The 14127-nt window shown below is 57.4% G+C and carries 12 protein-coding genes and 2 tRNA genes; 5 read left to right on the top strand and 9 right to left on the bottom strand.

The window, feature by feature from the left end; translation table 11 throughout:
- Window positions 1-19 precede the first annotated feature (19 nt).
- Both BOP96_RS13860 and BOP96_RS13855 read right to left on the bottom strand, forming a co-directional pair.
- Window positions 20-96, bottom strand: a tRNA-Asp gene (locus BOP96_RS13860).
- Window positions 97-115: 19 nt separating this feature from the next.
- Window positions 116-191, bottom strand: a tRNA-Val gene (locus BOP96_RS13855).
- Window positions 192-350: 159 nt separating this feature from the next.
- On the opposite strand from BOP96_RS13855, the gene rdgC reads away from it, so the two are divergent.
- Window positions 351-1271: a recombination-associated protein RdgC gene (gene rdgC, locus BOP96_RS13850; protein ID WP_005786703.1), complete on the top strand. Its 921-nt coding sequence runs from the start codon at window positions 351-353 to the stop codon at window positions 1269-1271.
- 166 nt (window positions 1272-1437) lie between these two features.
- Window positions 1438-2394 carry a bile acid:sodium symporter family protein gene (locus tag BOP96_RS13845; protein WP_020301079.1) on the top strand — a complete coding sequence of 319 codons (957 nt, stop codon included), beginning with the start codon at window positions 1438-1440 and terminating at the stop codon, window positions 2392-2394.
- Window positions 2395-2535: 141 nt separating this feature from the next.
- Here the strand turns inward: BOP96_RS13845 and BOP96_RS13840 are convergent, their stop codons facing one another.
- Window positions 2536-4263 carry a M91 family zinc metallopeptidase gene (locus BOP96_RS13840; protein WP_060767837.1) on the bottom strand — a complete coding sequence of 576 codons (1728 nt, stop codon included), beginning with the start codon at window positions 4261-4263 and terminating at the stop codon, window positions 2536-2538.
- Window positions 4264-4598: 335 nt separating this feature from the next.
- Here BOP96_RS13840 and sugE point away from each other — a divergent pair, with 335 nt between their 5' ends.
- The gene (gene sugE, locus BOP96_RS13835) at window positions 4599-4913 is read left to right on the top strand and encodes a quaternary ammonium compound efflux SMR transporter SugE (RefSeq protein ID WP_003190128.1); all 315 of its coding nucleotides are present in this window, start codon (window positions 4599-4601) and stop codon (window positions 4911-4913) included.
- Window positions 4914-4953: 40 nt separating this feature from the next.
- On the opposite strand, the gene BOP96_RS13830 is transcribed toward sugE, so the two are convergent.
- Entirely contained in the window at window positions 4954-6453 is a 1500-nt protein-coding gene (locus BOP96_RS13830) for a M91 family zinc metallopeptidase (protein WP_020301081.1), read from the bottom strand.
- A 39-nt stretch (window positions 6454-6492) separates the two neighbouring features.
- Here BOP96_RS13830 and BOP96_RS30070 point away from each other — a divergent pair, with 39 nt between their 5' ends.
- Complete coding sequence (locus tag BOP96_RS30070) at window positions 6493-6939, top strand: hypothetical protein (protein WP_166406340.1); 447 nt, start codon at window positions 6493-6495, stop codon at window positions 6937-6939.
- A gap of 204 nt (window positions 6940-7143) precedes the next feature.
- On the opposite strand, the gene BOP96_RS13825 is transcribed toward BOP96_RS30070, so the two are convergent.
- The 3 genes from BOP96_RS13825 to BOP96_RS13815 form a co-directional block, all read right to left on the bottom strand.
- Window positions 7144-9018 carry an MFS transporter gene (locus BOP96_RS13825; RefSeq protein WP_058410643.1) on the bottom strand — a complete coding sequence of 625 codons (1875 nt, stop codon included), beginning with the start codon at window positions 9016-9018 and terminating at the stop codon, window positions 7144-7146.
- Between the two features lie 57 nt (window positions 9019-9075).
- Window positions 9076-10224, bottom strand: coding sequence for a TDT family transporter (locus BOP96_RS13820; protein ID WP_058410644.1), 1149 nt, complete (start codon window positions 10222-10224; stop codon window positions 9076-9078).
- A 111-nt stretch (window positions 10225-10335) separates the two neighbouring features.
- Window positions 10336-11523: an MFS transporter gene (locus BOP96_RS13815; RefSeq protein WP_073453083.1), complete on the bottom strand. Its 1188-nt coding sequence runs from the start codon at window positions 11521-11523 to the stop codon at window positions 10336-10338.
- A gap of 91 nt (window positions 11524-11614) precedes the next feature.
- Between BOP96_RS13815 and BOP96_RS13810 the strand changes: the two genes are divergently transcribed.
- Window positions 11615-12154 (top strand): TetR/AcrR family transcriptional regulator, encoded by a 540-nt coding sequence (locus BOP96_RS13810; RefSeq protein ID WP_014717782.1) that lies wholly within the window; start codon window positions 11615-11617, stop codon window positions 12152-12154.
- A 175-nt stretch (window positions 12155-12329) separates the two neighbouring features.
- On the opposite strand, the gene BOP96_RS13805 is transcribed toward BOP96_RS13810, so the two are convergent.
- Together BOP96_RS13805 and BOP96_RS13800 are read right to left on the bottom strand one after the other, a co-directional pair.
- Entirely contained in the window at window positions 12330-13109 is a 780-nt protein-coding gene (locus tag BOP96_RS13805) for an ABC transporter permease (RefSeq protein WP_003190115.1), read from the bottom strand.
- Entirely contained in the window at window positions 13106-14038 is a 933-nt protein-coding gene (locus BOP96_RS13800; protein ID WP_014717781.1) for an ABC transporter ATP-binding protein, read from the bottom strand. Before BOP96_RS13800 ends, BOP96_RS13805 begins: the two co-directional genes overlap by 4 nt.
- Between the last annotated feature and the right edge of the window lie 89 nt (window positions 14039-14127).

Genomic DNA, 14127 nt, shown 5'->3' with positions numbered 1-14127 from the left:
CGTTCCAGGTGACCGAATATGGCGCAGCGGACGGGACTCGAACCCGCGACCCCCGGCGTGACAGGCCGGTATTCTAACCGACTGAACTACCGCTGCGCGTAACACTTGAAGCGAATGGTGGGTGATGACGGGATCGAACCGCCGACCCTCTGCTTGTAAGGCAGATGCTCTCCCAGCTGAGCTAATCACCCTTCGTTTCGGTGTGGCGCGCATTCTACGGAGCGACCCTAAGTCTGGCAAGCACTTTCTTAAATCTTTTTTTTCAGCCCTTCCAATGGCTTAGGCAGGGTTGGCCTGCGGCGTGATCAAGAGAATAATGCCCCCCTTTGTATAGAGGAGAGACTCACCCCATGTGGTTCAAGAACCTGCTTATCTATCGCCTGACCCAAGATCTGCCTGTTGATGCCGAGGCGTTGGAAGCGGCCATGGCCACCAAGCTGGCGCGCCCTTGTGCAAGCCAGGAGTTGACCACTTACGGTTTCGTCGCACCTTTCGGTAAAGGTGAAGATGCTCCCCTGGTTCACGTCAGTGGAGATTTCCTGCTGATCGCCGCCCGCAAGGAAGAACGCATCCTGCCGGGCAGCGTGGTGCGTGATGCACTTAAAGAGAAAGTCGAAGAGATCGAAGCCGAGCAGATGCGCAAGGTCTACAAGAAGGAGCGCGACCAGATAAAGGATGAAATCATCCAGGCCTTCCTGCCGCGTGCCTTTATCCGTCGCTCGTCGACCTTCGCTGCAATCGCGCCGAAACAGGGCCTGATCCTGGTCAACTCGGCCAGCCCCAAGCGTGCCGAAGACCTGCTGTCGACCCTGCGTGAAGTGATCGGCACCCTGCCCGTCCGCCCTCTGACGGTAAAAACCGCACCAACTGCAATCATGACTGACTGGGTCACCACCCAGAAACCGGCTGATGACTTCTTCGTCCTCGACGAATGCGAACTGCGCGACACCCACGAAGACGGCGGCATCGTGCGCTGCAAACGCCAGGACCTGACCGGCGAAGAGATCCAGCTGCACCTGACCACCGGCAAGGTCGTAACCCAACTGTCCCTGGCGTGGCAGGACAAGTTGTCTTTCATGCTCGACGACAAGATGACCGTCAAGCGTCTGAAGTTCGAAGACCTGCTGCAAGACCAGGCGGAACAGGACGGCGGCGATGAAGCCCTGGGCCAACTGGATGCCAGCTTTACCTTGATGATGCTGACTTTCGGCGATTTCCTGCCAGCGTTGGTTGAGGCACTGGGCGGCGAAGAGACGCCACAGGGCATCTAAGCAACACCGATCCAATGTGGGCACGGTCAGTGTGGGAGCTGGCTTGCCTGCGATAGCGGAGTGTCAGCCAGAGTAGTGCCGACTCATACACCGCTATCGCAGGCAAGCCAGCTCCCACATTTGATTGCATCGACAACTCAGAAATCGAATAAAAAAGGACATCCCCATGCGCGCACTCGCCGCCTTGAGCCGCTTCGTCGGCAACACTTTTGCCTACTGGGTGTTGATCTTTGCCGTTGTCGCCTTTCTCCAACCCAGCTGGTTCATCGGCCTGAAAAGCGCCATCGTCCCACTGCTGGGCCTGGTGATGTTCGGCATGGGGTTGACCTTGAAACTGGAAGACTTCGCCGAAGTCGCTCGCCACCCCTGGCGCGTAGCGTTGGGCGTGGTCGCGCATTTCGTGATCATGCCGGGCGTGGCATGGTTGCTGTGCCAGGCGTTCCATTTGCCGGCGGAAATTGCCGTTGGCGTGATCCTGGTCGGTTGTTGCCCAAGTGGCACGTCGTCCAACGTCATGACCTGGCTGGCCCGGGGTGACCTGGCGTTATCGGTGGCGATTGCCGCGGTCACCACCCTCCTCGCTCCGCTGCTCACACCGGCATTGATCTGGCTGCTGGCCTCGGCCTGGCTACCGGTGTCGTTCATGGAGCTGTTCTGGTCGATCCTGCAAGTGGTGCTGCTACCCATCGTACTGGGCGTGGTTGCGCAGCGCTTGCTCGGTGATCGGGTAAGGCATGCGGTGGACGTGCTGCCACTGGTGTCGGTGGTCAGCATTGTGATCATCGTCGCGGCCGTGGTTGCCGCAAGCCAAGGCAAGATTGCCGAGTCGGGCCTGCTGATCATGGCCGTGGTGATGCTGCACAACAGCTTCGGTTACCTGCTGGGCTACTTCACCGGGCGCCTGTTCAAGTTGCCCTTGGCGCAACGCAAGTCGTTGGCGCTGGAAGTCGGTATGCAGAACTCCGGGCTGGGTGCCGCGCTGGCCAGTGCACACTTTTCGCCGCTGGCGGCAGTACCCAGCGCGTTGTTCAGCGTCTGGCACAATATTTCCGGCGCATTGCTTTCTACCTACTTCCGTCGCATGAGCGAGAAGGAAGACCGCCGCGCATCAGACGCCGCGTAATTTCAGCTCTCCAGAGAACTTCGCGGGGATGACCTCGCGACGCACCAAGCGATTGCCCTACCTATAACGAACGTGGCGCAAGCAAGTGCAGGGCCTTGCTTGCACCTATGCTTCAACACCGCTGAGCGATGTATTAATGCCTTAGTCGAAGTATCTTTGACGTAGAGGCAAATTCAACTCCGCCAGCAGAGCGTTTTCGTTATACGGCCACGGGTTGTAGGTGGAGGCCGAAAAGTTACGACCGAGGAACTGAAAAGGCTGATGACTGGTAGGAAGTCCAACGGCCTGGCGTTCCAGGTTTCTCTCCCAGGCAAAATTCGGATCAGGATGGCCTACAAACGTATAGCCCGGTAGAAAGGTACCCTGACCGCCGTTGACCGCATGACTAAGCTCATGGTAGAGAATCACGGCAGGGGGGCGCCCGTGTCCGGGAGTGATGAAACTTCGCTCATGAATCAGCACGGGATTAGTCGCAGGCGCCCCTCGGACACCGTTTGATATAAAGCCGTACGCGGGGTCATTTTCGAGACGATTGGCGTCTTGAGGCGAGGGAGGGCTATCTGGATCGCGGTGATGGTATGAGCTTCCATCCAATCCCTCTCGAAGGGTTATCGGCGCGGCAAGGGAATCGATTTCTGCCAGCATCCCCTGCCCTGTGGGTGAGCTGCGCAGAAACTCCAGGTTGTCTTCCATGTTTTGGATGAAGTCTTCGCTCCCCTTGATCTTGATGCTGCTACCGTTACTCGAAGCGCCTAAATGACGAACGCTTGCAGGTGAACGCACACCATTAAAATTATCCACCCCGCGTTGCCCATATACGATATCGGATGGGTTATAAGTCGTGACGGTGTCCTGCCCTCGTCCCGTGTATATAACATTGCGGTCACCACCATTAATGATGTCGTCACCGCCCCCGCCATGCAATATATTGCGCCCTCTGCCGCCATAAATTAAATCGTTACCCTGTCCTCCGTCCAAGTAGCTGATTTTTGCATCCGGACCACCGCCCGCACGCAGCTCATCACTCCCCTTGCCACCATATATCACCGTATTGCCAGTACCGCCGGTGATGAAGTCATTGCCATCATTTCCCTCTGCATAGCTATCACCGCTGCCCAGGTTGATGATGTCAGAACCGTCTCCACCAAATACATTCGTCCGGCCTGCCCCGCCATAAAAGATATCGTTACCCGCGCCGAGATTGACAAAGGTTTGCTCACGCCCTCCATAGTCGAGACTGACGCCATCGCGCCCACCCCCGGTATCAATGTAAAGACGCTGTTGATCAGCAGAGTTATTTTGGAAAGGCAGGTGGTACGACTGTCCATTAACGTGTGCAACAAGCCCTCCATCTCTGCCTCTTTCAACATGGACTCTGTCGTCGCCATCACCGGTAGATAACAGAACATGCTCACTTTGCTTTGAAGGGTCATCAGCGTCATTGGCGGAGCCGCGCTCAATGGTGACATTGTCATCTTTATAACGGTTAGTACTGATGCGAGCAGGCTCTTGCCCGGCAAAATTTATTTGTCCTTGCTGACCACGGGCAGCAGCCTTGACTTCCTCTCGACTAGGACCAGACCGGTAGTACGGTTCGCCCTGCGGCGCAGCAGCTTGCCTCGCCTGCCGCTGAGACTCATTATCGCCGCTGGTGTTTTCACCATAGGTAATCGGTCCCGCCTGGGAAGAATTGAACTCTACCGGGGGAGCATCATTTGTGTTGTTAAACATCAGCTGCACATTCGCCGTGTTTGGAGCAGCGCGTGCTTCCTGCCTGGCAGGATCAGCCGCCTGGCGATGACTTTCGTTGTTATTTTCATTTTCGTAAGATCGTGAACCGGGTGATGCTGCAACAGAAGAAGTTTCCATTGTGTACCTCCAATTAACACTCGGGCTTACGAACCTTATGTGGTGTTACGGGTGGAGGCCGTTCCTTGCCATTGGGCGAAAACTTCCTGACTCCTGCGCTAAAACATAGAACTCAACCTGCACACCGGCGATTCCTCCCAAACCCCTCGATTTAAAAATGGGCAGCCATTGACGTCGCATGAGCGAGCACAAAACAGCCGTGCGCTGGAGGCCGCGCCGTAAACTTGATCACCTGATTTAATTTCGGCACTCTAGCGAGCTACGCGAGGACGACCTCGCGACGCTATCAAGCGCTTACCCGGGGACGACCCCACTTTGATAGAAGCGAGGTCATCATGTCCTGGATCATTCTGTTTTTTGCCGGGTTGTTTGAAGTGGGCTGGGCCGTTGGCCTGAAGTACACCGACGGTTTCAGCAAGCCACTGCCCACCGCCCTGACGATTGCCGCCATGGCTGTCAGCCTGGGGTTGCTGGGGCTGGCCATGAAGGAGTTGCCGCTGGGCACCGCCTATGCCATCTGGACCGGCGTGGGCGCCGTGGGCACCGTAATCGCCGGGATTATCCTGTTTGGGGAGTCCATGGCGTTGTTTCGGTTGGCAAGTGTGGCGTTGATTATTTGTGGGTTGATAGGCCTCAAGATCAGCGCCTGAGTCATTGGTCGCTCCCGGCATTGGGAGCGACTTCCTTTAATCAGCGAGCAAAGTACCGCTCACGCAACGAAGTTCCCAGCTCGTCAGCAAGGCCATTCTCAGTGGCCCATGCCGGGTTTGTATTCGTAGGTGGCGTTGAAGGATCGTTGTCGAAGTCGAAAGGTGGCGCATTAGTCGGCTGGCCTACTGCCTGCCGCTCCCTGTTTGACTCAAATTGCGGCCGGTCAGGATCAGCTTGATCAGCCCCTACAAAAGTTTCACCAGCCAATGCGGTGCCATTGACACCGTTATAGGCATGCCCCATCTCGTGAAACAGCGGAATAATGGGCGGCCGCTTATGCTCTTCCACCACAAATGAAGGGTCGAATAGAATCGTTGCGTCATCTGCCGGAGCGCCCGGGATACCGTCATTGATATAACCATGAGCCCAATCATTCGGTGGTTCTTGACGAGGGTCACCCGCGTCGACCCCTTTACGCCCATAGTTATAAAAAGCGCCCTCCCCTTCGGGCTGTTGCACAACCTTGATTCGCTCAGGCGTTTTATCCAATGCACCCAACATTTTCTGTCCCGTTGGAGAACTTTGCAAAAATTCAAGGTCGTCGTTAAAACGCTGCTTGAATTCCTCAGTCCCCTCGACATTAAAGGCCTTACTGCCGACTTCTGTTGGAGACACTATCTTCAACTGCGAACCGAACGTTCGCTTGATACCGTCGCCGTCTTTCGCATAGATAGAATCGACATCCGATACTGAGTTGATCGTGTCAAGCCCTCTACCGCTGTAAAAGATGTTACGCCCCTTCCCACCAATGAGAACATCATCATCCCTGCCACCGTGCATGACGTTATGTCCGGAGCCGCCCTCTAATAGATCATTTCCGCGCCCCCCATCCATGTAACTGCCGCCGCTCCCGCCACGTAGTTTGTCGTTGCCGTTACCCCCATACATGACGCTATAACCTAGGCCTGCAGTAATGGAGTCATCACCGTCATCACCTTCGGCATAAGCAACCCCTGCGCCCAGCGTCAGCGTATCGTTACCTGCGCCGCCATATACATTGGTCCTGCCCCCGCCGGCTTTGAATCTGTCATTACCATCGCCCAGCTTGACGCTCACCGGCAGCTCAAGATCATCGGCAACAGACACGTCATCGTCTCCGCCATTGGTGTGGATTTCAATCTTTTGACGACTTCTTTCATCCTGATAAAGTGGAATCTCATAGGACTTGCCGTTAATGTCAGCAATCAGCCCTCCATCGTTAGATTTTTTTATATGGACTTTATCGGCTGCATTTCCCGTCGTGATGACCAAATTCTCTTCTTTTGGTGGCCCGAAAAATCCTTTGCCACCTCTAACATTCAGCTCTATCTGTATTCCATCCTCACTGAAAGGCATATTTGGAATGATCTTCACGGGTGCCGACGTCACGCCAGATTTACTTTGAGATTTATCAATACCCGTCAAATAATTTAGCTGGCCCGTAACGGTCCCTTGGGCTGGAGAGTGGTGAAGAGACGGAGAACCAACAGGCATATTCATAGAAAGTCATCCTTAGCATTAATTAGCTGCGATGACTATGTGGCGGGCCTGACGAAACCGTTCCGTCAGCTGAATGACTTTTTACCCTATGCAGTAAGTTTCGAGAATTTTCCGACAGCAACACTCACATTTCTCAGGGCCTTACTTGAAGCATTACAACAGGCCCTGAGCTTGCAGATCATGCGCAATGGTACTGATGACTATTCGAAATACCTAGGCCGTATCGGCAAACCGAATTCCGCCAGCAGCGCATTTTCATTCCTGCGACGCATCGGATTGCCTTGGCTGCCTCTGAAGCTCGTTATCGCCACCATAGGTCACCGGCCCCACCCGGGCAGAGCTGGTCTCTACCCGGGAAGCATCATGCTCATTGCTGTACATAAAGGGCACACTGGCCGTGTTCGGAGCAGCCTGAGCACCCTGCGCTGCAGGGTCAGCCGCCTGTCGATAGCCTGCGTCGTTTTTTTCATCTTCGCTGGAGCGTGAAGCAGTCGATGGTGCAACAGGCGACGTTTCCATCACTAACCTCCGAACATGCATTTGGGATTACGACGGTTAGGTGGTGCTACGGACCGAAAACGTTCCTGAAACCGAGTGGAAACTTACCGACGCCTGTGCAGAAGATACTCATCAAGCACCAGACCAGCGCACAATCCGGATCGTTGATGAGCCTCCATTACCGACGAAAAACTACCTTAAACTTCCGCGTAATTTTCCAACCAATGCGTGCAAAGCATTCGGTGTCACCGTCTCACTTTCCACCGGCTCACCCGCCACCAACACCACCCGCGACCAGATCCGATGGAAAAAGCCCTTGTTCGGATCGCGGCTGAAGAAACTCCCCCACAACCCCTGCAACGCCATGGGGATCACCGGCACCGGCGTCTCCTCCAGGATGCGTGTCACCCCGCCACGAAACTCATTCATCTCGCCATCGGCTGTCAGCTTGCCTTCCGGGAAGATGCACACCAACTCGCCATCCTTGAGGTACTGGGCAATGCGCGCGAACGCCTGTTCGTAGATCTGAATGTCTTCATGGCGCCCCGCAATCGGAATCGCACCAGCGGTGCGGAAGATAAAATTGAGCACCGGCAAGCGGTAGATCTTGTAGTACATGACAAAGCGAATCGGCCGACGTACTGCACCGCCAATCAACAGCGCATCGACAAACGACACATGGTTACACACCAGCAACGCCGCGCCTTCATCCGGGATGGCTTGCAGGTTGCGATGCTCCACGCGGTACATGGAATGGCTGAGCAGCCAGATCATGAAGCGCATGGTGAACTCGGGGACGATTTTGAAGATGTAAGTGTTAACTGCGATGTTGAGCAGCGACACCACCAGGAACAACTCGGGGATCGACAGCTTGGCCACGCTCAACAGCAGGATGGACACGATGGCCGAGACCACCATGAACAGTGCATTGAGAATGTTGTTGGCCGCGATCACCCGAGCCCGTTCGTTCTCGGCGGTACGCGACTGGATCAGCGCATACAGCGGCACGATGTAAAAGCCACCAAACACACCCAGGCCGAGGATATCGAGCAGCACCCACCACGCCTGGCCGTAGCTGAGCACCGCGAGCCAATCGTTGGCTTGCACGTTCTGCGGGAAGCCGCCGGAGTGCCACCACAGCAGCAGGCCGAACACGGTCAGGCCAAATGAGCCAAACGGCACCAGGCCGATTTCCACCTTACGCCCGGAGAGTTTTTCGCACAGCATCGAGCCCAGGGCGATGCCCACCGAGAACACCGTGAGGATCAAGGTCACCACGGTTTCGTCGCCGTACAGCCATTCCTTGGCATAGGCCGGGATTTGCGTGAGGTAGATCGCGCCGACAAACCAGAACCATGAGTTGCCGACAATCGAGCGCGACACCGCCGGCGTCTGCCCCAGGCCCATGCGCAACGTCGCCCACGACTGAGTGAAGATATTCCAGTCCAGGCGCAGCTGCGGTGTCGACGCCGCTGCGCGCGGGATGCTGCGGCTGGCCAGGTAGCCCAGCACCGCCACGGCCACAATCGCCACCGCCACCACCGGCGCGTAATGGGTGGAAGACATCATGATCCCGGCACCGATGGTGCCCGCCAAAATTGCCAGGAACGTGCCCATCTCCACCAGGCCGTTGCCGCCCACCAACTCATCGTCGTGCAAGGCCTGGGGCATGATCGAGTACTTCACCGGGCCGAACAGCGCCGAGTGAGTGCCCATGGCAAACAGCGCCAGCAGCATCAGTTCAAGATGATTGGTCAGAAAACCCGTCGCGCCCACCGCCATGATCACGATCTCGCCGATCTTGATCGCGCGGATCAACGCGTCCTTGTTGAATTTCTCGCCAAACTGCCCGGCCAACGCCGAGAACAGGAAGAACGGCAGGATAAACAACAAAGCACACAGGTTGACCCAGATGGAGCGGTCACCCTCGATGGTGAGCTTGTAAAGGATGGCCAGAATCAGCGACTGCTTGAAGATGTTGTCGTTGAACGCGCCCAGCAACTGGGTGATGAAAAACGGCAAGAAACGCCGTGTGCGCAGCAAGGTGAATTGCGAGGGGTGGCTCATCGTCCGTGTACCTGCGTGGCCTGTTATTGATCAGGCCACGACTTTACCTAATCCCGCTTACTTATTCCCTAACCCTGCAATGCAAGGCGAAACAAAAAGCTCGCCTTTATACGCCCCCTGCACCGTGCGCTTGGCCACGATCAGCCACATCAATGCCAATGCCCCCACCAGCACACTGCCGAACACACTGAAGAACCCCAACTGCAACAGACTCGCCAGTTTCAGCGTTGCCAGGGCATACACCCCAAGCGGAAAGGTAAAGCCCCACCAACCGAGGTTGAACGGAATGCCTGCGCGCAAGTAACGCAAAGTAATGAGCACCGCGATCAACATCCACCACAGGCCGAAGCCCCACAGGGTGATACCTGCAATCAGGCCCAGACCATGGGCCATTTCACCGACATTCGCCAGGCCATTGGCAGCGAAGATCGCCGGCGCATCGCCTCCCAGCAATAACATGCCCAGCGCGCCGGTGCCGATCGGCCCCAGGGCCAGCCAGCTCGACGCCGCCATATTGGCGTGAGGCAACTTATGCAAGGCCATGCGCAGCATCAGGATGGTCAGGATGCTGAACGCCACCGGCAGGGAGAACGCCCACAGCACGTAGCTTGTCACCAGCATCACCAGTTGCGAATGGGCATCGGCCAGATGCGGCGCCAGCAAGCCGCCGCTGGCCGCGGCCACTTCGGCAGCTACCACGGGCAACAGCCAGACAGCGGTCATCTGGTCGATGCTGTGCTCCTGGCGGGTGAACATCATGAACGGGATCAGCACGCCGCAGGCCAGGGACATGGCCACGTCCAGCCACCACAATGCCTCGGCCAACGGGATCACATCACCGCCCCAGCGCGGCAAACCGAACAGCAGCAAGCCATTAAGAATGGTCGCCAGCCCCATGGGGATAGTGCCGAAAAACATCGAGACGGTGGAGTGCCCGAAGATGCGTCGCGCCTCGTGGAAAAACATCACCCAGCGGGCGGCGTAGAGCACGCTGAACAGCACAAACAGGCCGATGGTGAACAGCCACAGGCCCTCGGCGATAGCGTGCAAACCTGGCAAGTTGACTGGCAACTGGGCCAAGGCCAGCGCCAGCACACCGGTGCCCATGGTCGCGGCGAACCAGTTCGGGGTGAACTGGCGAATCACTTCCCGGGGACGGGCCAAGTGACTGAAGGGTTTGTAGCGGTGAGTGGTCGAGCAGCTCATGGGTTAATCCTCTTCCTCATTTGAGGTTGGGGCCATGATAGAACCTGATCGAATATCTATATAACGGGTAATATCTCTAACTGTTATCTATTTCACCTATATTAATCGTAATCATGCGCTGGCCCTTGCCTGCGCCGTGTCCTGCCACAACAACCCAACAAGCGCGCCGAGAGACAGCAAGATAAGCACCGCACCGTAGCCGTCCGTGGTCGCGATCAGGCCAAAGACGCGGCTCAGGTTACCCGCCAACAGCGCCGGCACGCAGAACGCCAGGTAGCTCAATACATAGAACGCCGACATCAGGCCCGCCCGCTCATGGGGCAACGCCAGGCCCACGATACTGCGCACACTGCCCATGAAACCGCCGCCGAAGCCCAGGCCTGCGATCACACTGGCGACAAAGAACAGCCACAGGCTGGCGGTGTTTACGGCAACCAGCAGCAACCCCACGCCCACGGCCAGCAGTGCAGCCGACAAGCGCATCACCCTGTCAGCCGCGTGATTGCGCAGGCTGTAGATCATCACCGCGCCGCTCAAGGTCACCACCGCCACCAGCCCGCCGCCGATCAAGTGCGAGGTCGACCCGGTGGCGACGCGCACCAACGACGGCGCCAACGAGGAAAAGAACCCACCCAGCGCCCACACGGCCACATTCAATGGCATCGCCAGCCACAAGGCGCGGCGCGCCTGCGGCGGCACATGCAGGGTTGGCGCCAGGGACTGCAAGGCGCCGGGTATACGACTGACCGTTTCAGGCAGGCGCCACACATACAGAGCCTGCAACACCATCAAGCCCAGCAGGGCGTAATAGATCAATTGGGTTGGCCACGGCGCGAACTCCACCAGTAACCCGCTGCCCAGGCCACCACTGGCCATGCCGAGCATCGGTGCAAGGCTGTTGAGCATCGGGCCGCGGACGCGGTCGGTATCGAGCAGCGTCGCACTCAATACCGCTGTGGCAGTGCCAGTCGCGAAGCCCTGTAACGCGCGGGCGGCCAGCAGGCAGGCGGTGCTCTCAGCGTGGATAAACAGCAGCATCGCCACACTATTGAGCAGCAGCGCGGCGAAGATCACCGGCTTGCGCCCCAGGTAATCCGAGAGCGACCCCACCGTCAGCAGGGCCGCCAGCAGGCTCACGGCATAGACACCAAAGATGGCCGTGAGCATGGCCGCCGAAAAATGCAGGTGGTCTTGGTACACCTGGTACAAGGGCGTCGGCGCGCTGGAGGCGGCGAGAAAGGTCAGCACCATGATCACTAGAAACGCCAGGCTGGACCGCTGAGAGATGACACTGGACATGGGCACGCTCCGCTAAAGCTAATATTTTGCTTTTGTGCAGTGTGCTATTCGCTGGCGCTTAAAGCAAATTCTTTGTGTTAAGGTCTTGCCCATGGCGATCAAAGAAGGCCTCCGCCCGGGGGGCCGCAGTGCCCGGGTACAAGAATCCGTCCACAGAGCGGTGCGCGAATTGCTGGAAGCCCATGAGCGTTCCAGTGTCACCGTGCCGATGATTGCGGCATGTGCAGGCGTCACGCCGTCGACCATTTACCGGCGCTGGGGCGATCTGTCAGTACTGCTCGCCGACGTCGCCCTGGCCCGAATGCGCCCCGATACCGAACCGGCCAACACCGGCAGCCTGCGTGGCGACCTGCAAGCCTGGGCCGAGCAATACCTGGATGAGATGAGTTCGGACGTAGGCCGCAACATGATGCGCGACGTGCAAAGCAGCCCGACGCCAGGGTATTGCGTGAGCATCCTGAGTGGGCAGTTGCAGGTGATTGTTGACCGCTACCCGCAGGAACAGCCACCGAGCGTTGACCATCTGATCAACCTGCTCGCCGCACCTACGGTGTTTCGTATTCTGTTTTCGGCAGAGCCTTTGGCGGTAGAAGAACTGCATGCCCTGATCGAGCTGGCACTAAAAAACTGAAGCGCGTGCGCCGACACAAAATGTGGGAGCTGGCTTGCCTGCGATGCAGACACCTCGGTACACCCGTCAAGCGAAGTCGATACCATCGCAGGCAAGCCAGCTCCCACATTTGTTCGGTGTGCATCCAATAAAAAACGGCCTCTGATGAGGCCGTTTTGTTATTTCCAATCCCACATCATGTACGCATCCCACGCCCACTCACCAGCAACCGCGCGCAGCCGATATACAAGACGATGGTGGCGACGATCATAAAGGTGATCGCCACACTGATCTTGATATCCGACACGCCCAGAATGCCGTAGCGGAAGGCGTTGACCATGTGCAGCACCGGGTTGGCCAGGGATACCGTCTGCCAGAACGGCGGCAGCAAGGTGATGGAGTAAAACACCCCGCCCAGGTAGGTCAGCGGCGTCAGCACGAAGGTCGGGATAATGGAAATATCATCGAAGTTGCGTGCGAACACGGCGTTGATAAAGCCCAGCAGCGAGAAGATCGTCGCCGTCAGCACGACCACCAGAATGGTGACCCCCAGGTGATGCACCTGCAGGTGGGTAAAGAACAGCGACAGCAGCGTCACGATCACCCCCACCATCAGGCCACGCAACACGCCGCCCAGGGTGTAGCCGATGAGGATGGTGTGCGGTGACACCGGCGAGACCATCAGCTCTTCGATGGAGCGCTGGAACTTGCTGCCAAAGAAACTCGACACCACGTTGCCGTAGGAGTTAGTGATCACCGACATCATGATCAGGCCCGGCACGATGTACTCCATGTAGGTGAAACCACCCATGTCGCCGATTTGCCGGCCGATCAGGTTACCGAAGATCACAAAGTACAGGACCATGGTGATCGCCGGCGGCAGCAGGGTCTGCGGCCAGATCCGGGTAAAGCGCTTCACTTCGCGATAGACAATGGTTTGCAGCGCGACAAGGTTGGGTTGCAGTTCGGAACTCATACCGCCACCTTCGCCAGATTTTTCTCCACCAGGGACACGAACAACTCCTCAAGGCGATTGGTTTTGTTACGCAGGCTCAACACTTCGATGTTCTGAGTCGCCAACTGGGTGAACAGCGCGGTGATGCCCATGGCCTTATCCACCTGCACCTCCAGGGTGTGGCTGTCCACCAGCCGGCTTGGGTAGCCGAGCAACTGCGGCGCCACCGAGAGATTGTTTTTCAAGTCGAGCAGGAAGGTTTCCACATGCAACTGGCCCAGCAGGTTGCGCATGCTGGTGTTCTCGACAATGGTGCCGTGGTCGATGATGCCGATGTTGCGGCACAACTGCTCAGCCTCCTCCAGGTAGTGGGTGGTGAGGATGATGGTGATGCCCTTCTCGTTCAGTTCGGTGAGGAAGGTCCACATCGAGCGACGCAGTTCGATGTCCACGCCGGCGGTAGGTTCGTCGAGGATCAACAGGCGCGGCTCATGCACCAGGGCGCGGGCGATCATCAGGCGTCGCTTCATGCCACCGGACAGCGAGCGCGAAGGCACGTCACGCTTGTCCCACAGGCCCAGTTGGGTGAGGTACTGCTCGGCGCGTTCCTTGGCGACTTTCGCCGGAATGCCGTAGTAGCCAGCCTGGGTCACGACGATATCGAAGGTCTTTTCGAACTGGTTGAAATTGAATTCCTGGGGCACCACGCCAATGGAGCGCTTGAGCGCCGCCGGGGATTTGTCCAGGTCATGCCCGAAGATATTCACCGTGCCGCTGGTCTTGTTGACCAGGGTGGAGAGAATACCTATGGTGGTGGATTTGCCGGCACCGTTGGGGCCCAGCAAGGCGAAGAAGTCACCTTCGGCAACGTCCAGATCGATACCACTCAGGGCCTGGAAACCGTTGCCGTAGGTTTTGGTTAGCTGCCGGATGGACAGAGCGGAACTCATATCGGAATACGCACCAAAGAAGGGAATAGAAAGAATAGATGAGGGCACACCGCAGGTAGTTCAACCGGCGATGCAATGCGAGCATGGTG

This window comes from Pseudomonas sp. FSL W5-0203, from assembly GCF_001896155.1.
Classification (GTDB): domain Bacteria; phylum Pseudomonadota; class Gammaproteobacteria; order Pseudomonadales; family Pseudomonadaceae; genus Aquipseudomonas; species Aquipseudomonas paracarnis.
Note: the sequence above shows the minus strand (reverse complement) of the source record. Positions and strands in the feature narration are given on the sequence as shown.